Raw genomic sequence first — 20,860 nt, forward strand, 5'->3', positions numbered from 1 at the left:
GGCATCTTGCTATTTGGTCTGTCACGCGGCGCGACGCAACTGGAGACACCGTTCATGAAGATCACGCCCTCCGCCCGGATTCTGAGCATGTTGGGCGAAATCGACTTCGATCCTTGGCAGTGTGTTGCCGAGTTGATCGACAACTCGTTCGACGACTTCACAGAGATCGTGCGGGCCGACCATCCGTGGGCGGGCGGATTCAAGGTCAGAGTCTCCCTGCCGGGGCCAGCGAAGCTCTCCGACGCTCGTCTCGAGATCGCCGATACTGGACGGGGCATGAGTCGCGACGTCCTGGAGATGGCTGTGCGCGCTGGATGGTCCAGCAACGACCGCTACGACAAGCTGGGCCTCTTCGGCATGGGCTTCAACGTAGCCACCGCACGGTTGGGGCGGCGTACCCGCATCCTGACCACCCGTCCTGGCGACCCTGATTGGATCGGCGTCGAGATCGATCTTGACGAGATCGGTGATGACTTCGAGGCCACCGATATCACTGAGCCGAAAATCGACCCGAACGAACACGGCACTCGGATCGAGATCAGCAAACTTGACGGCGACCGGGCGGACTGGCTGCGGCGCAATGCCAACAACCTCCGCAAGACCCTCGGAAGCGTCTACGCGTGGTTGTTGGAGAACCGCCCCTTCGAACTGTATGTGCAGGGCGTGAAGGTGAAGCCCCGCCGCCACTGTCGGTGGGGTAAGGGCCGGTCGATCACTTACGGCGTAGGCGCCAAGGCGGAGATCATCCCCGCCTACATTGAGATTGACGAGAGGTACGCTGACGCTGACGCCTGCGCTGACTGCGGTAACTGGCAGGAGCCCGACCGCAGCGCCTGTCAGCGGTGCGGTAGCAGACGTCTCAGCCGACGCGAGCGACGTCTACATGGTTGGCTCGGTGTGCAGCGGCACTTGGACAAGCGCGAGTTCGGGATTGACTTCCTCCGCAATGGCCGTAAGATTCTTCAATGGGATAAGCGTGTGTTCGACTGGCAGAACCCCAACGATCCACTCGGCCTGGTGGACACGGAGTATCCCATCGAACTTGCGAATCAGGGTGGCCGCCTTATTGGCGAGATCCACCTCGACCATGTGCCAGTGGTGTATCAAAAGAACGCCTTCGACTACGGCGACCGCGGCTGGCGGGCGGCGATTGACTACATCAGGGAAGCCGGTCCCCTGCAGCCAGAAAAGGCTAAGCGCTTGGGGTATCCGGAGAATGACAGTCCGCTGGGGCGACTGTATAAGGGGTTTCGGCGCAACGCGGTCGGCAGGCGACACCTAATCCCCGGCGACGGCAATGGTCCCATCCATGACGAAACCCGTCGTTGGGCGCAGCGGTTCCACGACGGCGACCAGCGCTACCAAACCGACGAGATGTGGTGGGAGGCCGTTGAAAGTCACGAGGAGCGGGCCAAACGCGCCAAGCTTGACACGGCTCAGCGGGACACCCCGACTAGCCATGACGAGGCGGCCGTCTTGGAGGCGCTCGGAGTGTCCAGCGGGCCTAGATCGCCCGGCGAACCCACTGGGTCGGCTGCGCAAACGGCGCCGGCGCCCCGTAAGGGTTACGAGCTTGGCGCGGGCGCGAGGCCAAAGACGGAGACCGCCCAGGAGCGTATCGAGCGTCTGCGCGCAGACTCTGAGGTCATCCCGGAACTTTCACGCGACTTCGGCCTCCCCCGCCTGGGTCACCTGACCGTGGAGACGCGAGGTCTGTCCAACGCCCGTCTAGTCGATGAACATGGCCAGGCAACCCCGGTACTTCTGATTCAGGGTTCAGGTGGCAGCGCCACCGCCTTCGTTGATCCGGCTCATGCTGCGTTCGTCAAGCTAGGCGCCGATGTTACCGAACCACTGCTAATTGAGATCGCCGCCGTCCTGCGAGTGCGAGCGGACAGCTCAACGAGCCTGTCTCAGCTGGTCGCTTCGCTGCGTGCGGAATGCCTGCCCCACACTGCCCTGAACGCCCATGCTGTCGTAGGCGAGGCGCGGGAACTGCTCAGCGTCATCCGCGCGCGTATGGCCGCCTGCGTTCAGGACGAACCGCGCCGTGCCTTCCAATACCTGAGCCCCGACGAAGTGAGCAGCGTCGAGAATGACATGATCGCTAATGGCATGGTCTCCCGAACCGCCACCCTCGGCGAGGACGGCGACTTCGTCCTTCATGCCCCGCCCTTGTACTTGGTCAGGCTACTGGAGTATTGGCCCGAGGCGTTCATGGACGGCAAGGCGTTCACTAATCCCTACGCCACCTTGACCTCCCGCGCGCCGGCCCGATTGAGTCTTGCTCGAACCGCCGGTCTACTCGGCGACGTCGCGATGCTGGTGGAGCATCCGAATGCGGACAACCCGCTGATCCTGCAGCGGACCCGCCTGAGTGTGCGCATGCTCGACGACCAACTCGCGGCCGAAGCATGAGCGAAGGGTTCCTCTCGGCCGAGGAGCTCCTCGCGGGTGGCCCACGAGGGCTGACTCACGTCGTAGAGCGGGCGTTGTGGCACATGGGCTTCTCCGACGTGCGGGTCGTCGATGGTGCTGGTGACGAGGGTGCTGACCTGCTGGCCGTCCGTGACCGCGAGCAGTGGGTGCTGCAATGCAAGTGGTCCAGCCGGGGCGCAGTCGGCCGGGAAGGCGTCGATGACCTTGAACGAGCCCGCACCCGCTACCGGGCCGACAAGTGCGTCCTAGTAACCAACACCAGTGTCAACGGCCCAGCGACCCAGCGGCTGGAGGCATTGGGGTCCATCGGGGTGGCCATCCGGGTCTGGGACGGCCCCACACTCGCACAGCTGTGGCAGCGCATTCCGGACCGAGTCCCGGCCCGCTACGCTCTGCGCGACTACCAGGCCGCAGCTGCCGACGCTATCGAAGCCGATCTCGCCTCGAACGGCACCGCACTGTTGATCCTCGCCACGGGGCTGGGGAAGACGGTGGTGGGCGGAGAGACCATTGATCGGGTTCTCCGGCGACGCCGCAACGTTCGAGTTCTCGTCGTTGCGCACATGAAGGACTTGGTCGAGCAACTGGAGCGTGCGATGTGGCGGCACCTCGACAAGCGCGTCCCGACCCGGCTACTCACCGGTGACAACAAGCCCCACGCCCATGATGGAGTGCTTGTCGGTACCGTCGAGTCCGTGCTCGGTGCCGTGCGGTCCGGTTGGCGACCCGACCTGGTGATGGTCGATGAGACGCACCACGTAGCCGAACAGGGTAGGTTTGCGGAACTACTCGACCTGTGCGGTGATGCGCTGACCTTTGGGGTCACCGCCACCCCCTGGCGAGGAGACAAGTTCGACATTACCACCCGATTCGGGCCGCCGAGCTTTTCAATGGGTATCGCTGAAGGCATGCACGCGGGCTACCTGTCGGCTGTGGATTATCGGCTCTTCGTAGACAACGTCGACTGGGACACCGTCAAGGAGGCCAGCCAGCACGGATACTCCATCAAGGAACTCAACCGTAAACTGTTTCTGCCTCAGCGCGACGAGGAGATTGTCGAACGACTCCGAGACGCTTGGCGTGCGACTCGCGATCCGCGAGCTATCCTGTTCTGTCAGACCATCGAGCATGCGGAACGCATGGCGGCTCTGCTCGCAGGTGCCGATCAAGAGTGGCGGTCCGCGTCATTCCTGCACAGCGGCCTGTCCCGTCAGCGCAGGCAGGTCCTGCTCAACGAGTTCCGGCTCGGCCGCGTCCCCATCATCACCTGCGTGGACGTGTTCAACGAGGGTGTCGACGTACCCGACGTCAACCTCATCGCGTTCCTGCGTGTCACCCACAGTAGACGCATCTTTGTCCAGCAACTCGGTCGTGGTCTACGACTGAGCCCTGGCAAGGAGGCGCTTAGGGTACTCGACTTCGTCACCGACATCCGCCGGGTCGCGGCCACCCTCGACCTTCGGCGATCATTGGATGCCGCCGAGACCGAGGACTTGACTCTGTCCCGGCGGCACGGCTCGCGGATCAGCTTCAGCGACGAAACCGCCGGCGCTTTGCTCGATCACTGGATCAAGGACGCCGCCAGCCTTGAGACCGCAGCCGACGAGGTACGCCTGCAGTTCCCCGCCGATGGAGGAGTTGACTAGAGATGGCAATGCCCAAGGATGTCGAAATGGATATCGTTTGGATCCTCTACGCCGACGCCCGAGAACTGGACTGGGAGCACCTGACCGACACCGAGAAAAGCGCCAGCTACGACCAATGGGCGCAGGACCCCCGCTTCACCGACCGCCTGTCGCTCTGGGTTAAGACCCCTCAGGAACGCAGGGTGTGGATCAAGGACGGGCCAATGAAGGAGTACGCCCGCGCCCGCAACGGCGTTGGCAAGTACGCCGTCGCCTTGGACAGCCCTACCGCCGAGGTCAGCGAGCACATCCGCATGGCCCTCGGGCCGGACTGGGAGGCCAACCTGGACACCCTGAGTATCAAACCACTGCGGGTCCTCGCCTGCCGGGCTGATGAAACCGTCAATTTTGCTTGGGCACCTGCTAAGGACTTCAAACATCTGGTTTGGGCGGCGCTAAAGGCCCAAGCGTACGGTGACAGCGACCCGTGGGTTTTGTGTGTGGTCAGCTCGTTCGCGAAACCCATCAAACGGGAGGAACGGCTCTTCCATCAGAAGATGGGAGAGCGCTGCGGGCTGCGTGTCGCTCACATCACGGGCCGCGAATGATCGACGAGCCAATCATGGCAGCACCTTCGACACAAAGCAGTGACCACCGATTGGCGGCGGCGTGGGCGAGACTGGACGACCGAGCCCGCGACATACTAATCCGCCGTTCTGCCGGCCAGACCCTCGAGGCAATCGGCACGGTACACGACGTGTCCCGAGAACGGGTCAGACAGGTCATCCGCAATACCGAACGCGCCCTGGCGGCTCTCGCCGACGTCTGGTGGCCCGGGTGGAGTGATCGAGTTATTAGTAGCGCCGCCATCGAGGTGGTTGTCGCCGAGGGAGATCTCAAGGGAATCCCCGCTACCGGAATCCCGGATGCTAGGCGAGCGCTGCTACGCCAGATAGGACTGTATCCCTCCCAAACCTGGGCTGGCCGCTTCGACGATCTTTGGAGCGTTTCGGCGACCAGCCTTGACCGGGTACTGCGTGATCTGGCCGGGCAGGCTCCCTTTCCCTCCGACGAACTGCGCGAACGCGCGACGGGGCTCGGCATTCCCATCGCTGTTCCCGTAGAGCAGATCATCGAGCACCCCTGCAGCCCGCTGACTCGGGACTCGCGTGGCCACTGGGTCCGACGCCGCGCCGAGCAGCGCGACGCTGCGTACTTATGGCTCACGGACGAGGGCGAGCCCCGCGAAGCCGCGCGCCTAGCCGATGCGATTCAGGCGACGGGCGTGCACGCTATCGAAGAGGGCATGCGCCGCGACGCACGGTTCCGCAAACTCCAGCCTGAGGGACTCTGGGCGCTGGCAGAGTGGACGCTGCCGCACACCAGCGGGCACGGCAACGCCCTCGACGCCATGATCGAGGTGCTACGGGAGACGGCACCGCTCACTCGCGACGAGCTCTTCGCGCGTACCGCCCAGCGCTACCCTGTCACTCGGAGCCGACTCCAGCAATGCCTGCTCAGCGACCAGATCGGCGTTGGCAGTGACGGCCGCCTGGACCTAGTGGAAAATGGCGCGAAACCGGTGGAGGAGAGCGAGCCACGCCGTCCGCCGACCATCGCCATCGACCCTGCGGGGCTCGTCCTCGGGGCCCGCCTGACCGTGGACAAGGACATCCTGCGCGGTAGCGGCGTCATCGTCCATCCCTGGCTGACGTGGCGCCTTGGCCTCCGGCTCGCTCCGACCTCGCGCACCTTCCGCCTCCGCGGCACCGATGAGATCCTCACCGTTCGGCGTACGACCAGCGCTGCGCAGATCTCCGCGCTGCGAGCGCTCGTCCAGCCGATGGGTGTGACCGTGGGCTGCCAGTTGGCGCTCCTGTTCCGTCTCGACGATGGCGAGGCGGACCTGCGGCATGCCTGCGAGCCCGACGCATGTCACGCCCGGCTGGCCCGAGTGCCGCCGAGCGCTGCGGGTGGCGCGCGGGAGACTGGGTCGGGCGACTGACGCATCGGCTGACAGGCTGCCCTTACCCTTTACCCTTCAGGTCCGCCTTCGCAGCGGTCCATTGCCCGAACATCGGCCTACAGGGAGCGCAAAGTTGGTCGGCCAGCAGGACGAGTTCAGCGTCGCTACCCCGCCTACGGTTGCTGCAGCAGGGGGAAGGGACGCGAAGGGCAAGCCCACCAAAGGTAAGGGCAAACCCCGGCGAACGAAGAAGTGGTTTGAAAGCGCGGAGCAGCGCGAGTCTTACGACCCGCTCACGCTGGTCAACCTCGCGCGTAGCGTCGAACTGGCCCTCCTCGCCGGTAACCCGGTGCCGTTGGCGGCGGTCCCACCGTTTCTCGGCGCTGGCGTCTACGCGATCTACTACACCGGTCCGTGCGATCTCTACGAGCCCATTAGCGACCCCGCCTGCCACACACCGATCTACGTCGGAAAAGCTGTCCCTGCCGGCGCACGCAAGGGGAAAGTCGACGGTCGCAACCAGACGGTTGCGCTGTGGGACCGGCTCGATGATCATCGGGAATCCATCGCTGCGGCCGAGAACCTCGACGTTGCCGACTTCATGGTCCGCTACCTGGTCACCGTCGAGATCTTCATCCCGCTGGCGGAGCGCGTCATGATTCGTCAGCTCAAGCCGGTGTGGAACCTGCAACTCGACGGCTTTGGCAATCATGACCCCGGCAAAAACCGGCGGTTAGCTCAGCAGCGTCCCGCCTGGGACGAACTACATCCGGGGCGGTGGTGGTCGACCAACGAAATGATGCCGACGCCATGCGCGGTCGCTGCAGAAACCTCCAGCGAGCGGATCCGCGCTCACCTCGCCGCCCACGGCAGTCAAGACCTCCAAGCCCTCGCCGAGGCCAATGCGCTGAGGGGATACGGCCAAAATGATCTTCTCCAAGACGTCGCCGCCGAGGAGGAGGAGGCGACGCAGAGGGTGTAGGTGATCGAGGCGCCGGCGGCGGTTGATTGACATCGGCGCAGCGATTACTCGCGTCGGCCCCTTGCCGTTCATCGCATGGTTTTGGGCTTATTCTCTACAAGAGTGACGGCGCCCCTCAGTATAGCGACAAAGAGCACCAAAAGTAGGCCGCTGTAACCCCCTCAGTACGACTTGTCCTGCCCCAGCACGTGCTGCGCCACGAAGTTGAGGATCATCTCCCGACTGACCGGCGCGATCCGCCCCGCCCGTACCGCCCCCAACAACGTCGCCACCCCGTACTCCGTAGTCATCCCCGCCCCGCCCAACGCCTGCACCGCCGTGTCCACCGCCAGCGCGGCGGCCTCCCCGGCCGCATACTTCGCCATGTTCCCGGCGACCCCGGCCTCCAGATCACGCCCCGCGTCGTACAGCGTCGCCGCCTTGTGGATCATCAGCCGCGCCAGCTCCACCTGCACTGCCGCGTGCGCGAGCGGGTGCGCCACCCCCTGGTGGGAGCCGATGCTCCGGCCGCCCCAGACCTTTCGCGTGGCGGTGTACTCGCTGGCCCGCTCGATGGCGTACCGGCCGGTGCCGACGCCCATCGCGGCGACCGTGATCCGCTCCGGGTTCAGGCCGGCGAACAGGGCGGGCAGGCCGGCGTCCAGCGACTCGCCGACCAGGGCGTCGGCGGGCAGCCGCACGTCGTCGAGGTAGAGCAGGAACTGGTTCTCCGGGGAGACGATCTCCATGGCCAGCTTGGAGCGGGTCAGCCCGGCCGCGTCGGTCGGCACCACGAAGAGCGCGGGTTTGAGCTTTCCGGTGGACGAGTCCTCGGTACGGGCCACCACCAGCACGTACTGCGCCTCGTCGACGCCCGAGATGTAGCACTTGCGGCCCGAGAGCAGCCAGTCGTCGCCGTCGCGGCGGGCCACCGTGCCGAGGCGGTGGAAGTTCGACCCGGCCTCCGGCTCGGTGATCGCGAAGACCACCTTGAGGGTGCCGTCGGCCATGCCGGGCAGGAAGCGCTCGCGCTGCTCCTCGGTGCCGTGCTTGGTGATGATCGTGGCGACGATGGCGGGGGAGACGACGAGCAGTAGCAGCGGGCAGCCGGCGGCGGCCAGTTCCTCGCAGACGATGGCCAGCTCGGTGATGCCGCCGCCCCCGCCGCCGTACCCGGTGGGGATGTTGACGCCGAGGTAGCCGAGCCGGCCGGCCTCGTCCCACAGCTCGGTGGTGTGCCCGCCGGCCTTCGCCTTCTCGACGAAGTAGCCGTGGCCGTACTTGCGGCTCAGCGCCCGGACGGCGTCGCGGAGCTGGTCCTGCTCGGGGGTGAGGTCGAAGTTCATCGGGGGGCCTCCTCGGGGTTGACCACGGCCAGCACGGCCCCGGTGTCGACCTGGCCGCCGGCCGGCACCGGCAGCTCGGCCACCACGCCGTCGGCCGGGGCGAGCACGGGATGCTCCAGCTTCATCGCCTCCAGGGTCAGCAGCAGGTCACCGGCGGTGACCCGCTGACCGACCTCGACGTGCACCCGGGCCACCGCGCCTGGCAGCGGCGCGAGCAGCGACCCGGCGGCCAGCTCCACGGTGGGCAGCGGGAAGCGCGGCAGCTCGGCCAGGCTCGCCGCCCCGTCCGGGCCGTCCACGAAGACCGCCGACCCCACCCGGTGTACGCGGAAAGCCCGTCGGACCCCGTCGACGTCGAGCGTCACCCGGTCGTGGGTGGCCCCGACGAGGGCGACGGTCGGGGCGTCGTCGCCGGAGCCATCCCCGGTCGTCGGATGCGTCGACCACTCGGCGAGCGTGCCCGCGCGGTCCAGCCGGTACCGGACCTCGATCTCCCCGTGCTGGCCGGCGTAGCGGGCGACCTGCGGGAAGGCCGGCACGTTGCGCCAGCCCGAGGGGAGCCCGGCGAGCACCGTGGTCGCCGACCGGCGGGCCGCCGCCGAGGCGAGCGCGGCGGCGAGGGCGGCGAGGGGCACCCCGTCAGGCGGCAACAGCGGGGCGAAGACATCGTCGTGCTGGTCCAGGAAACCGGTGTCGACCTCGGCGGCGCGGAACTCGGGGCTGCGCAGCACCCGTACCAGCAGGTCCCGGTTGGTGGTCACCCCGTGCAGCTCGGCCCGGGCCAGCGCGCCGGCCAGCAGCCGGGCCGCCTCCGCGCGGGTCGGGGCCCAGGCGACCAGCTTGGCCAGCATCGAGTCGTAGTGCACGCCGACCGTCGAGCCGTCGACCACGCCCGAGTCGAGGCGCAGCCCGCGCGTCGGGGCGAACTCGCCCGCGATGCCGGGGACGGCGAAGCGGTGCAGGGTGCCGGTGGCGGGCCGGAAGCCCTCCGCCGGGTCCTCGGCGCACAGCCGCACCTCGATCGCATGGCCGCTGACGGGCGGGGTGGCCGCCAGCGGGAGCGGCTCGCCCTCGGCGACCAGCAGTTGCAGCCGGACCAGGTCCAGGCCGGTGACCGCCTCGGTGACCGGGTGCTCCACCTGGAGCCGGGTGTTCATCTCCAGGAAGAAGAGTGCCCCGTCGGGCGCGAGCAGGAACTCGACCGTCCCCGCGCCGACGTAGCCGACCGCCCGGCCGGCCGCGACCGCCGCGGCGTGCAGCCGCTCCCGCACCCCGTCGGGCAGGACCGCCGGGGCCTCCTCGACGATCTTCTGGTGCCGGCGCTGGATCGAGCAGTCCCGCTCGCCGAGGGCCAGCACCGTGCCGTGGGTGTCGCCGAAGACCTGCACCTCGACGTGCCGGCCCCGCTCGACGTACCGCTCGACGAAGACCGTGCCGTCGCCGAACGCGCCGGCCGCCTCGCGCCGGGCGGAGGCCACGGCCTCGGCCAGGCCGGTGGCCTCCCGGACGATCCGCATGCCCCGGCCGCCGCCCCCGGCGGACGCCTTCACCAGCACCGGGAAGTCGGTGATCTCGTCGGCCTCGGTCCAGGTGGGCAGCATCGGCACGCCCGCGTCGGCCAGCAGCGACTTCGCGGCCATCTTGTCGCCCATCGCGGCAATCGCCTTCGCGGGCGGGCCCACCCAGGTCAGGCCCGCGTCGGTCACCGCCGCCGCGAACTCGGCGTTCTCGGCGAGGAAGCCGTAGCCCGGGTGCACGGCGTCCGCGCCGGCCTTGCGGGCCGCGTCGAGGATCAGGTCGATCCGCAGGTACGTCTCGGCGGGCGTGTTCCCCGGCAGGCGTACGGCCTGGTCGGCCTCGGCGACGAACGGCGCGTCCGCGTCGGCGTCGGAGTGCACGGCCACCGTCTCGACGCCCAGGATCCGGCAGGTGGCAAGGACCCGCCGGGCGATCTCGCCCCGGTTGGCCACGAGCAGTCGGGTGATCATGAACGCTGAGCCTGCCTTTCGTTCGTGACTGCGGGACTTCGCTTCGCTGCATTCCTCGCGCTCACGGGCTACATCCGGAAGACGCCGAAGCCGTCGGCGCCCCTCACCGGTCCGTTGTGGATCGCCGACAGGCACAGCCCGAGGACGGTACGGGTGTCCCGGGGGTCGATCACCCCGTCGTCGTAGAGCCGGCCGGAGAGGAAGAGCGCCCCGGACTGGGACTCGATCTGCTGCTCGACCATCATCCGCATCGCGGCGTCGGAGTCCTCGTCGTACTCGTTTCCCCGGGCGGCGGCGGCCTGCCGGGCCACGATCGACAGCACCCCGGCCAACTGCGCCGGCCCCATCACGGCCGACTTGGCGTTCGGCCAGGTGAACAGGAACCGTGGCTCGTACGCCCGCCCGCACATGCCGTAGTTGCCGGCCCCGTACGACGCGCCCAGGTTCACCGTCAGGTGGGGGACCTTCGAGTTCGACACCGCGTTGATCATCAGTGCGCCGTGCTTGATGATGCCGCGCTGCTCGTAGGAGGTGCCGACCATGTAGCCGGTGGTGTTCTGGAGGAAGACCAGCGGGGTGTCGGACGCGTTGGCGAGTTGGATGAACTGGGCGGCCTTCTGCGCCTCCTCGCTGAACAGCACGCCCCGGGCGTTGGCCAGCACGCCGACCGGGTACCCGTGCAGCTCGCCCCAGCCGGTGACCAGGGCCGTCCCGTACGCGGGCTTGAATTCGTCGAACTCGCTGCCGTCCAGCACCCGGGCCAGCACCTCGCGCGGGTCGAACGGCACCTTCAGGTCGGCACTGGCGATGCCGAGCAGCTCCTCCGGGTCGTACTTCGGCGGCTGCGGGACCGGGTTGCGCGGCGGCGGGCCCTGCTTGCGCCAGTTGAGCCGGCGGACGCACTGCCTCGCCAGCCGGATGCCGTCCCGCTCGTCCTCAGCAAGGAAGTCCGCCAGGCCGGACGTCGTGGCGTGCATGGCCGCGCCGCCGAGGGACTCGTCGTCGGTGACCTCGCCGGTGGCCATCTTCACCAGGGGCGGCCCGGCCAGGTAGACCTGCGACCGGTCCCGGATCATGATCACGTGGTCGGACATTCCCGGCACGTACGCGCCGCCGGCCGTGGCGTTGCCGAAGACCACGCTGACCGTGGGGATCCGCTCGGCCGAGAGCCGGGTCAGGTCGCGGAACACCCGGCCACCCGGGATGAAGATCTCCGCCTGGGTGGGCAGGTCCGCCCCGGCGCTCTCCACCAGGTTGACCATCGGCAGCCGGTTGGTCAGGGCGATTTCGCCGGCCCGCCGGGTCTTCGCGAGCGACCACGGGTTCACCGCGCCGCCGCGTACCGTCGGGTCGTTGGCGACGATCAGGCACTCCACGCCCTCGACCACCCCGATGCCGGTCACCACGCTGGCCCCGACCGGGAAGTCCGTCCCGTACGCGGCGACCGTCGACAGCTCCAGGAACGGGCTGTCCTGGTCGAGCAGCAGCTCGATCCGCTCCCGGGGAAGGAGCTTGCCCCGCCTGTGGTGCCGGGTCACGTACTTCTCGCCGCCGCCCGCGCGGGCCCGGTCGAGGGCCGCGTCCAGCTCGGCGAGGCGCTCAAGCAGCGCCTCCCGGTTGGCGGAACAGGCCGGCGAGGACGGGTCGAGCGCGCTGTCCAGTGTGGTCACAGCGGTCCTTTCGTTCGTGACTGCGGGGCTCGCAGGCCCGGCTCACTCCTCGCACTCACAGGCTCATGCCCTTCGCGATGATCTCGTTCATGATTTCCGTGGTGCCGCCGCCGATGCCGAGAATGCGGGCGTCCCGGTAGTGCCGCTCCACCTCGGCGTCGCGCAGGTAGCCGTACCCGCCGTGCAGTTGCAGCGAGGCGTCGACGACGAAATCGCAGGCGGCCACCGCGACGTTCTTCGCCATCGCCACCTCGGTCACCACCGGCTCGCCGGCGGCGACCCGGGCTGCCACGTCGTGCACGTACGCGCGGGCCGCCTCGGCACGGGTGTGCATCTCGGCAAGCCGGTGCCGGATCAACTGCCGGCTGGCCAGCGGCCGGCCGAACGTGGACCGGTCCCGGCACCAGCCCACGGCCAGCTCGACGCAGCGCTGCGCGGTCGCGTACGCCTGGGTGGCCAGCGACAGCCGCTCGGCGGCGAAGTGCTGCACGATCGCCAGGAAGCCGGTGTCCTCCTCGCCGATCCGGTTGGCCACCGGTACCCGCACGTCGGCGAAGGACAGCTCGGCGGTGTCCGAGCAGTGCCAGCCGAGCTTCTCCAGCCGCCGGCCGACGGTGAAACCGGGCGTGCCCTTGTCGATCACCAGCAGGGTGAGCTCCCCGCTGCCGGGGAAGCCGGTGCAGACCGCCGTGGTCACGAAGTCCGCCCGTACGCCGCTGGTGATGTAGGTCTTCGACCCGCTCACCACGTAGTGGTCGCCGTCGCGGCGGGCATGGGTGCGGATCGCGGCGACGTCGGAGCCGCCGTCCGGCTCGGTGATGGCCAGCGCGCCGATCATCGCCCCGTCGAGCGTGGGCCGGACGTACCGGTCGACCAGGTCTTCGTCGCCGGAGGCCACCATGTGGGGCAGCGCGATGCCGTGCGTGAACAGCGCCGCGACCAGCCCGGACGAGCCGCCCGACCGGATGATCTCCTCGGTCACGACGATCGAGTCGAGCAGGTCACCGCCGCTGCCGCCCACCCGCTCGGGGAACCCGATGCCGAGCAGGCCCAGCCTCGCGGCGGTGGCGTGCAGCTCCCGGGGCACCTCGCCGGCCCGCTCCCAGCCGCCCAGGTGCGGCAGCACCTCCTTCGTGACGAACGCCCTGGTCAGCTCGCGCAACTGCCGCCGCTCCGGGGTGTCCACGATGCTCACCGGGTCACCTCCCCGGCGTTGCCGGCTGGCGGCTCGGCGTTGCCAGTTGGCGGCTCGGCGCTCCCGGGCGGCGGCCCGGTGGGCAGGTCGGCCGGCAGGTCGACCACGCGGGAACGGAGCAGCTCGCCGAGCGCCTTCGCCTGCGGGTCGAACCGGGTGGAGGCGGCCACCCCCTGCCCCAGCAGCCCTCGAATCACGAAGTTGACCGCCCGCAGGTTCGGCAGCTCGTACCGCTCGACGGTCAGCGGGGCCGTCTCCGGCAACAGCTCGGCCAGCCGCTCGACGGTCAGCCAGCCGCGCAGCCACGCCCAGGTCCCGTCGGTGCGGGCCCAGACGCCGAGGTTCGCGTCGCCGCCCTTGTCGCCCGAGCGGGCCCCCACCAGCTCGCCCAGCGACCCCCGGCGGGTGGCGCGGGGGGCAGGCCCGTGTGCTGGCGGAGGCTGCGACGCGGACGGGGCCGGCGCACGGGTGGTCGGCGGAGGCGCGATCGGGACCCGCTCGCCGGACGGGAGGACGGCCACGTGCTCGACCCCGCCCTGCGGCACCGCGTCGGCGGTGAACACCCCGTACGGGGTGGCGTCGCCGGGCAGCGTGGTCAGCGTGCAGCCCGGATAGGAGGCCAGCGCCAGCTCCACCGCGGCGGCCGAGAACGCCCGCCCGGCCCGCGCCTTGTCGCCGTCGCGCAGGTGTACGTGCAGCAGCGCGCTCGCCGCCTCCGTGTCACCCACGTCCGGGTGGTCGGTGCGGGCCAGGACGAACTCCAGCCCGTCCGTGCCGACGGCCGCCCCGACCTGCCCCCGCACCAGGGCAGCCTTGGCCGGGATGTCCAGCCCGCACAGGACGAACGTCATCGAGTTGCGGAACCCGCCGAGGTTGTTCACCCCGACCTTGAGGGTGTCCGGCGGAGGGATGCCCCGGACCCCGGTGACCCGGACCCGGTCCGGTCCGTCCGCGCCCAGCTCGACGGTGTCCAGCCGGGTCACCACGTCCGGGCCCAGGTAGTCCGGGCCGCCCACCTCGTACAGGAGCTGTGCGGTGACCGTCTCCACGGTGACCGCGCCGCCGGTGCGCGGGTGCTTGGTGACGACCGAGGAGCCGTCCGGGTGGATCTCGGCGATCGGGAAGCCGGGGCGGTGGCCGCCGTCCGGCAGCTCGGTGAAGAAGCTGAAGTTGCCGCCGGTGACCTGCGCCCCGCACTCGATCAGGTGCCCGGCCACGGTCGCCCCGGCCAGCGCGTCGAGGTCGTCGCTCCCCCACCCGTACCGGGCGATGGCCGGCCCGACCGCCAGGGACGCGTCGGTGACCCGGCCGGTGACCACCACGTCCGCCTCGGCGTCGAGGCAGGCGGCGATCCCGAACGCGCCCAGGTACGCGTTCGCGGTGAGCGCGTCGGGCCGGGCGAGGGCGTCGCCCTCGACGTACCCGATCCGGGCGGTGAGGCCGAGCCGGTCGGCGAGCGTGCCGATCGCGGCGGCCAACCCGGCGGGGTTCAACCCGCCGGCGTTGGTCACGATCCGCACCCCGCGCTCCAACGCGGTGCCGAGGCAGCCCTCCAGCTGGCGCAGGAACGTCTTCGCGTACCCGAGGCCGGGGTCGCGCAGCTGGTCCCGGCCGAGGATCAGCATGGTCAGCTCGGCCAGGTAGTCGCCGGTCAGCACGTCCAACTCGCCGCCGTCGAGCATTTCCTGCCAGGCGGTAAACCGGTCGCCGTAGAAGCCGGACGCGTTGCCGACCCGTAGCGGCGCGGTCACGCCGTCGCCCCGGCCGGCCGGCCCCGCTCGCCCTGCGCGGCTTGGTCGGTCCGCTCGGCCTGGTTGGTCCGCTCGGCCAGTGGCTCGCGGCCGGCGCCCGGCGGCCCGGCGAACGCCTGCGCCACGTCGAGCCACTCGTCGGCGACCGGCCCGACGGCGACCAGGGCCAGGTCGGCGCGGTGCCGGCGCTGGGTGACCAGCAGGCAGAAGTCGCGCGCCGGCCCGGTGACCCGGTCGGCGGCCTCCGCCGGGCCGTGGGCCCAGGTGCCACCGCCCGGCGCGGCGAGTTCCAGCCGCACCGGCGCCGTCGGCGCCGCCCGGCCGTGGGCCGCGAAGCCGTGCCCGAGGGTACGGAAGCCGAGGTGCGCGACGTGCCGGAGCCGGGCGGTCGGGGCCCGGGTGACACCGAGCGCGTCGGCCACGTCCTCGCCGTGCGCCCAGGTCTCCATGATCCGGGCGGTGGCCATCGAGGTGGCCGACATCCGGGTGCCGTACCAGGGCAGCTTCTCCCCGGCCGGGACGGCGGTGAGGGCCTCGACCAGCGCGGCGCGGCCCGCCCGCCAGCGGGCCAGCAGCTCGGCCGGCGGGGCGAGGAACTGCTCCGCGCCGTCATCGACCAGCCGGGTCGGGTCGGGGGCCGAGGTGACCGAGGCGAAGAACGCCCCGGGGTCGGTGGCGGCGAGCAGGGCGACGTGGTCGGTCCAGGCCAGGTGGGCGAGCTGGTGGGCGACGGTCCAGCCGGCCGCCGGGGTGGGTCGCGCCCAGCCGCCCGCCGGCAGGGGGGCGACCAGGGCGTCCAGCTCCCCGGACTCGCCGGTCAGGTCGGCGAGCAACTCCGTGAGCAGGTCCGTGCGGTCGACCATGGGACCTCCAGGGCTGGTCGGGCCGGGCCTCGGCGGCCCGGTCAGGGCGTGAGCAGGACGGCGAGCTGGCGTTTCCAGGTGCTGAGCAGGGCGGCCCGGCGGGCCGAGTCGTCGGTGAGCAGGTTGGCCACCCCGAGCCCGCGCAGCAGGTCGAGGGTGGCCTGCACGGCCTCCCGGACGCCGGGCCGGCGCTCGTCGACGCCGAGCAGCGCGACGGTCAGCCGGTGCATCTCCCGGCCCACCCGGGCCTCCAGCGGCACCAGGGCGCCCCGCAACTCGGCGTCGGTGCGGGCGGCGACCCACAGTTCGAGGGCGGCGACGAAGAGCGGCCCGGTGAACGCCACGCCGAGCAGGTCGATCACCCGGTCGAGCCGCTGCGGCCCGGCGGGCAGCGCCTCGGCCTCGATGCGCAACTCCTCGGCCCGACGCTCAGCGAGGTGCGCGACCGCGGCGGTGACGAGGGCGGCCTTCGTGGGGTAGTGGTGCAGCTGGGCGCCCCGGGAGACGCCGGCCCGGGCCGCCACCACGGTGGTGGTCGTGCCGGACCAGCCATGCTCGACGAGGCACTCGACGGTCGCCTCCAGCAGCCGGGCCTGGGTGGCGCGGCTGCGCTCCTGCTGAGGGACGCGGGTCGATGCGACGGTCACGGGGACAGCGTGCCGCCGCCGAAACAAACAGTCAAGCCTGACTTTTTCGCCCCCGGAGCGTCGCCGCGTATTCGCCGCGCACCCACACCCGCTCGCCCGCGCACCCGGACTGTCCGCCCGCACATCCGCCCGTGTGCTCGCCCGCGCATCCGGTAGGCCGGCGGTCGTTGGCCGAGTTGGGGTACGGCAGGGGGACCGACATGCACATGTGGCCCAACCGTGACCCGTGCTCCGCTCCCTATGGAGCTGCCCGCATGAACGGGGCACTCAAGGGCGGGGTGGTGGCGGGTGGGGGGCTGTCCGCATTAGCGGGGCAGCCCAGGGCCGGGTGGTGGCGGGGTGGCAGGGGCGGGGGCGTCTGCTCCGGGTCGCGCTGCCGGCTGGGCGCGTGGGCGGGGCAGCTCCATAGTGCCCGCGAGGTGGTGTCTCCTCCGCGCGGTTGCGAGGGCGGAGCGAGTAGTGAGTAGTGAGTAGTGAGAAGCGCGCGGGGCAGGGCGGGACGGACACCCGTTGGCCGCAGCCGGTGGTCGCCACCCCTCCCCGGGCGGCTCGGTGCGGGGCAGACGGTTCGGTGCGGAAAGACGGCTCGAGCGAGGCAGGCGGCTTGGGCCGGGCATCCCGGCCTGGGTCGCGCGGGCGGCGGGTGCTGGGTCGGGTGTCGGGTGTCGGGTCAGCGGCCGTCACGGGGGCCGAAAACGGCGAGCGCGTCGGCGTCGCTGTGTCGGGAGCGTAGGTACTCGTCGGCCCATGCGGCGGCGTCCGGGAAGCCCGATTCCGCCGTCACCCGGGCGCACGCGGCGTCGACGTCGAACGCCGTCCGCCGTAGCTGCACCCCGGGTCCGAGCAGCGCCCAGTCCGCGCCGGGGCCGCCGTACGGCATGCCGATGCTGCCCGGGTTGACCACCAGGCGGCGGTCGACCAGCCGGGCGAACGGCATGTGGGTGTGCCCGCAGACCACCGTGCGGACCTCGGCCGGGACCCCGGCGAGGACCTCCGCCCAGCGGGCCAGCCGGGAGTCGACGAGGACGACCTCCTCGTCGTCGCGGGGCGTGGCGTGGCAGAAGAGCACCTCACCCAGCCCGGCTACCGGCAGGGTGACCGTCAGCGGGAGTGCGGCCAGCCGGGCGACCTGGTCATCCCGGAGTTGCCCGGCGGCCCAGTTCGACACGTCGATCCTGGATGGTTTGCCGGCCCGCGCCTCGACCAGTTCCCGGTCGGCGTTGCCGCCCACCCAGCGGACCCGGTCACCGAGCCCGGCCAGCAGGTCCAGCACTTCGACGGGCTGGGGGCCGGCGGCGATGTCGCCGGTGAGCACGATCAGGTCGGCGGCGGCGACGTCCGGCTCGGCCAGCACCGCCTCCAGCGGGGGCAGCGCGCCGTGGATGTCGGACAGGACTGCGACATGTTCCAACATCGGCCCACCGTCTCGCCCGCCGGCCGTGCCGTCCAGCGATTCTGCCCCGGGCAGACAGGACCGGGACAGGACGGGGCAGGGCCGAGCGGGCGCTGGTCAGACGTGGGCGCGGTCAGACGCGGGCGCGGCGGGCCAGGCGCTCCGGGTCCAGGATGATGATGCTCTTGCCGTCCAGCCGCAGCCAGCCGCGCGAGGCGAAGTCGGCGAGCGCCTTGTTGACGGTCTCCCGGGAGGCGCCGACGAGCTGGGCGATCTCCTCCTGGGTCAGGTCGTGGGTCACCCGCAGCACGCCACCGTCGCGGGTGCCGAACCGGCCGGCCATCTGGAGCAGGTTCTTTGCGACCCGCCCCGGCACGTCGGTGAAGATCAGGTCGGCCAGCGAGTCGTTCGTCCGGCGCAGCCGGCGGGCCAGCACCCGCAGCAGTTGTTCGGCGATCTCGGGCCGGTTGTTCAGCCACGGCCGCAGGGCCTGCTTGCGCAGCCGCACCAGCCGGGTGTCGGTCACCGCGGTGGCCGTTGCCGTCCGGGGGCCCGGGTCGAAGAGTGACAGCTCGCCGACCATGTCCGACGGGCCCATCACGGCGATCAGGTTCTGCCGACCGTCGGCCGCCCGACGGCCGACCTTGATCTTGCCGGACAGGAGGATGTAGAGACTGTCGCCGGGCTCGCCCTCGTTGAACACGACCTCGCCCTTGCGGACCTCGATCGTCTCCATCTCCTTGGCGAGCGCCTCGGCAGCCTCCGGGTCGACCCCCTGAAAGATTCCGCTGCGGGCCAGTACCTCATCCATCGCGCACCTCCGCCTACGCGTGCCGTCCGTCGGCCGGGTCCGCCGTCCGCTGATCCCTCGCGCGAGGCCAGTCTAGGCGCACGTGAGCAGCAATCAGAGGTGCACCCCTGGAATCTTGATCGTTGGACGTAACCTGCCCGGCCTGATCAACCACTATGATCGCCGGTCCGAAGGGCCCCAGCCATCCTTGACGCGCCCGGGACGTAGGGTCTGCGGCGTGCTGACCGAGCCGACCCTGACCAGCCGCCACGAGGACGGGTGGGACGTGCCGCTGCTCGTCTGGCGCGCCGAACGGCCGCTGCTCGCGGTCAGCTCCGCGCCGCTCGGCGGCGGGATGGGCGTACGGGACTGGGTGGTCAATGCGACCGTGCCGATGTCGTACCACCGGGACGACCCGGCCGAGCACCTGGCCGAACTGGCCGGCCAGCTCGGCCTGGACGGGCCCGGCGTCGGGCTGCTGACCGGGGTCGACGTCGCCGAGGTGATCGCCCGGACCGACACCGGGGTGCGGGTCTGGGCCACGGTCGGGCTGGGCACCCCGCTCCAGGCAGCCGAGCCCGCTCCGGCCGAGCCCACCGGGGCCGGGGCGCGGGTCGGCACCGTCAACATCGTGGTCCAGGTGCCCGCCCGGCTCGGCGACGCCGCGCTGGTCAACGCGGTGGCCACCGTGACCGAGGCGAAGGTGCAGGCGATCCGGGAACTGGGGCTGGCGGCCACCGGCACCCCCACGGACGCGGTCACCGTGCTCTGCCCGGTCGACGGGGCCCCGGCCGCGTACGGCGGGCCCCGCTCCACCTGGGGGGCGCCGCTGGCCCGGGCCGTGCACGCCGCCGTGCTGGCCGGCGGGGCGGGTCTCGTGGTCCCGTGGTCACAACGACGTACGGCCTGAAGTCCGACCGATCAGCCATCGTCAGCGCGTTGTCCGGCCGGTAGGGTCGCGGGCGATGTATGCTGCCGCCCCCTCCGGAATCCGCTCGCGCCGACGGGCCGCACCCGCCCTCGGCCTGCTGCTCACCGCGCTGCTCGCCGCCGGCTGCGCGCAACCCGGCGACGAGCCGGTCTGGCAACCCGGGAGCGAGGGCGGCAAAACCGGCACGACCGGTGCACCGACCCCGACCCCGGCCGGTACGCCGAAGGGCGAGGCGAAGAGCGTCTCGCTCTCCGCCACCGGCGACATCATCATGGGCAACGCGCCGAACCGGCTCCCGCCGGGCGGCGGGAAGGGGTTCTTCGACTCGGTCAAGGACGCCCTCGCCGCCGACCTGGTGATGGGCAACCTGGAGGAGCCGCTGACGGTGGACACCGGCACCGGCAAGTGCGGGGCCAACTCGACCCGGTGCTTCCAGTTCCGCGCCCCGCCGGAGTACGCCGCCCACCTGCGCGACGCCGGGTTCGATCTGCTCAACCAGGCCAACAACCACGGGTACGACTACGGCCCCAAGGGCTACCAGAACACCCAGCGGGCGTTGGAGAAGCACGACCTGGCGCACACCGGCGCGCCCGACCAGATCACCGTGGTCGAGGCCGAGGGCGTCAAGATCGCCGTGGCCGGCTTCTCGTCGTACGTCTGGTCCAACAGCCTGGTCGACATCGACGCCGCCCGCGCGGTGGTCGAGAAGGCCGCCACCATGGCCGACCTGGTCGTGGTGCAGGTGCACATGGGCGGCGAGGGGGCCGACAAGACCCGGGTCCGGCCGGGCACCGAGATGTTCCTCGGCGAGAACCGGGGCGACCCGGTGAAGTTCTCGCGCGCCATGATCGACGCCGGGGCGGACCTGATCGTCGGCCACGGCCCGCACGTGCTGCGCGGCATGGAGTTCTACCAGGGCCGGCTGATTGCCTACAGCCTCGGCAACTTCGCCGGCGGCGGCAACTCGCTGAGCAACAACGGCCGGCTGGGCTGGGGCGGCGTGCTCAAGGTGTCGCTCAAGCCGGACGGAAGCTTCGCCGGCGGATCGTTCGCCTCGACGTACATGAACTCGATCGGCAAGCCGACGATGGACCCGGACGACCGGGGCCTCGGCCTGGTCAAGCAGCTCACCCGGACGGACTTCCCGCAGACCGGCGCGCGGTTCGACGACAAGGGCCGCATCACCGAGGGGTGACCGGCCGGCATCAGCCGGCCGGGCGACGGGCGGCACCCGCCGCAGGGGGTGGACGCGCCGCCCGTGTGCACACGACGAGTCGTCACCGGGTCGACGTAGG

General features: G+C 70.7%; 15 protein-coding genes and 1 pseudogene. 7 read left to right on the top strand and 9 right to left on the bottom strand.

Annotated features, from left to right (window positions below; translation table 11 throughout):
* Positions 1-54: 54 nt before the first annotated feature.
* The 5 genes from ACFYZF_RS00470 to ACFYZF_RS00490 all read left to right on the top strand — a co-directional run bounded on the left by ACFYZF_RS00470 (position 55) and on the right by ACFYZF_RS00490 (position 7,012).
* On the top strand, positions 55-2,418 hold the full coding sequence (locus ACFYZF_RS00470) for an ATP-binding protein (RefSeq protein ID WP_387014157.1): 2,364 nt from the start codon (positions 55-57) through the stop codon (positions 2,416-2,418).
* Complete coding sequence (locus ACFYZF_RS00475) at positions 2,415-4,085, top strand: DEAD/DEAH box helicase family protein (protein WP_387014160.1); 1,671 nt, start codon at positions 2,415-2,417, stop codon at positions 4,083-4,085. Before ACFYZF_RS00470 ends, ACFYZF_RS00475 begins: the two co-directional genes overlap by 4 nt.
* Positions 4,086-4,087: 2 nt before the next feature.
* The gene (locus tag ACFYZF_RS00480; protein WP_387014163.1) at positions 4,088-4,672 is read left to right on the top strand and encodes a hypothetical protein; all 585 of its coding nucleotides are present in this window, start codon (positions 4,088-4,090) and stop codon (positions 4,670-4,672) included.
* Positions 4,669-6,069 carry a sigma factor-like helix-turn-helix DNA-binding protein gene (locus ACFYZF_RS00485; RefSeq protein WP_387014165.1) on the top strand — a complete coding sequence of 467 codons (1,401 nt, stop codon included), beginning with the start codon at positions 4,669-4,671 and terminating at the stop codon, positions 6,067-6,069. Before ACFYZF_RS00480 ends, ACFYZF_RS00485 begins: the two co-directional genes overlap by 4 nt.
* A gap of 94 nt (positions 6,070-6,163) precedes the next feature.
* The gene (locus ACFYZF_RS00490; RefSeq protein WP_387014168.1) at positions 6,164-7,012 is read left to right on the top strand and encodes an Eco29kI family restriction endonuclease; all 849 of its coding nucleotides are present in this window, start codon (positions 6,164-6,166) and stop codon (positions 7,010-7,012) included.
* 161 nt (positions 7,013-7,173) lie between these two features.
* Here the strand turns inward: ACFYZF_RS00490 and ACFYZF_RS00495 are convergent, their stop codons facing one another.
* The 9 genes and pseudogenes from ACFYZF_RS00495 to ACFYZF_RS00535 all read right to left on the bottom strand — a co-directional run bounded on the left by ACFYZF_RS00495 (position 7,174) and on the right by ACFYZF_RS00535 (position 18,655).
* Positions 7,174-8,337: an acyl-CoA dehydrogenase family protein gene (locus tag ACFYZF_RS00495; protein ID WP_387014171.1), complete on the bottom strand. Its 1,164-nt coding sequence runs from the start codon at positions 8,335-8,337 to the stop codon at positions 7,174-7,176.
* Complete coding sequence (locus ACFYZF_RS00500) at positions 8,334-10,325, bottom strand: biotin carboxylase N-terminal domain-containing protein (protein ID WP_387014174.1); 1,992 nt, start codon at positions 10,323-10,325, stop codon at positions 8,334-8,336. Before ACFYZF_RS00500 ends, ACFYZF_RS00495 begins: the two co-directional genes overlap by 4 nt.
* A gap of 68 nt (positions 10,326-10,393) precedes the next feature.
* A complete protein-coding gene (locus ACFYZF_RS00505) occupies positions 10,394-11,995 on the bottom strand; it encodes an acyl-CoA carboxylase subunit beta (protein ID WP_387014177.1) in 1,602 nt (533 codons plus the stop codon).
* 55 nt (positions 11,996-12,050) lie between these two features.
* A complete protein-coding gene (locus tag ACFYZF_RS00510) occupies positions 12,051-13,190 on the bottom strand; it encodes an acyl-CoA dehydrogenase family protein (protein ID WP_387014180.1) in 1,140 nt (379 codons plus the stop codon).
* Positions 13,187-14,941, bottom strand: coding sequence for an acyclic terpene utilization AtuA family protein (locus ACFYZF_RS00515; RefSeq protein WP_387014183.1), 1,755 nt, complete (start codon positions 14,939-14,941; stop codon positions 13,187-13,189). The genes ACFYZF_RS00510 and ACFYZF_RS00515 overlap by 4 nt, the downstream gene beginning before the upstream one ends.
* Before the next feature lie 65 nt (positions 14,942-15,006).
* A pseudogene (locus ACFYZF_RS00520) lies at positions 15,007-15,804 on the bottom strand (TIGR03084 family metal-binding protein); the annotation flags it as partial.
* A gap of 41 nt (positions 15,805-15,845) precedes the next feature.
* Entirely contained in the window at positions 15,846-16,451 is a 606-nt protein-coding gene (locus ACFYZF_RS00525; protein WP_387014186.1) for a TetR/AcrR family transcriptional regulator, read from the bottom strand.
* A 670-nt stretch (positions 16,452-17,121) separates the two neighbouring features.
* Positions 17,122-17,865 carry a metallophosphoesterase family protein gene (locus ACFYZF_RS00530; RefSeq protein WP_387014188.1) on the bottom strand — a complete coding sequence of 248 codons (744 nt, stop codon included), beginning with the start codon at positions 17,863-17,865 and terminating at the stop codon, positions 17,122-17,124.
* A 112-nt stretch (positions 17,866-17,977) separates the two neighbouring features.
* Complete coding sequence (locus tag ACFYZF_RS00535) at positions 17,978-18,655, bottom strand: Crp/Fnr family transcriptional regulator (RefSeq protein ID WP_007073398.1); 678 nt, start codon at positions 18,653-18,655, stop codon at positions 17,978-17,980.
* Between the two features lie 217 nt (positions 18,656-18,872).
* Between ACFYZF_RS00535 and ACFYZF_RS00540 the strand changes: the two genes are divergently transcribed.
* Complete coding sequence (locus ACFYZF_RS00540) at positions 18,873-19,544, top strand: adenosylcobinamide amidohydrolase (protein WP_387014191.1); 672 nt, start codon at positions 18,873-18,875, stop codon at positions 19,542-19,544.
* A gap of 55 nt (positions 19,545-19,599) precedes the next feature.
* Positions 19,600-20,760: a CapA family protein gene (locus tag ACFYZF_RS00545; protein WP_387014193.1), complete on the top strand. Its 1,161-nt coding sequence runs from the start codon at positions 19,600-19,602 to the stop codon at positions 20,758-20,760.
* Positions 20,761-20,860 lie beyond the last annotated feature (100 nt).

The sequence above is a fragment of the Micromonospora sp. NPDC001898 genome, from assembly GCF_042891255.1.
Classification (GTDB): Bacteria; Actinomycetota; Actinomycetes; order Mycobacteriales; family Micromonosporaceae; genus Micromonospora.

Bases quoted from the DNA above. Each gene is read 5' to 3' on its own strand.
- ACFYZF_RS00470 (WP_387014157.1), top strand. From the start codon at position 55: ATGAAGATCACGCCCTCCGCCCGGATTCTGAGCATGTTGGGCGAAATC.
- ACFYZF_RS00475 (WP_387014160.1), top strand. From the start codon at position 2,415: ATGAGCGAAGGGTTCCTCTCGGCCGAGGAGCTCCTCGCGGGTGGCCCA.
- ACFYZF_RS00480 (WP_387014163.1), top strand. From the start codon at position 4,088: ATGGCAATGCCCAAGGATGTCGAAATGGATATCGTTTGGATCCTCTAC.
- ACFYZF_RS00485 (WP_387014165.1), top strand. From the start codon at position 4,669: ATGATCGACGAGCCAATCATGGCAGCACCTTCGACACAAAGCAGTGAC.
- ACFYZF_RS00495 (WP_387014171.1), bottom strand. From the start codon at position 8,337: ATGAACTTCGACCTCACCCCCGAGCAGGACCAGCTCCGCGACGCCGTC.
- ACFYZF_RS00500 (WP_387014174.1), bottom strand. From the start codon at position 10,325: ATGATCACCCGACTGCTCGTGGCCAACCGGGGCGAGATCGCCCGGCGG.
- ACFYZF_RS00530 (WP_387014188.1), bottom strand. From the start codon at position 17,865: ATGTTGGAACATGTCGCAGTCCTGTCCGACATCCACGGCGCGCTGCCC.
- ACFYZF_RS00535 (WP_007073398.1), bottom strand. From the start codon at position 18,655: ATGGATGAGGTACTGGCCCGCAGCGGAATCTTTCAGGGGGTCGACCCG.
- ACFYZF_RS00545 (WP_387014193.1), top strand. From the start codon at position 19,600: ATGTATGCTGCCGCCCCCTCCGGAATCCGCTCGCGCCGACGGGCCGCA.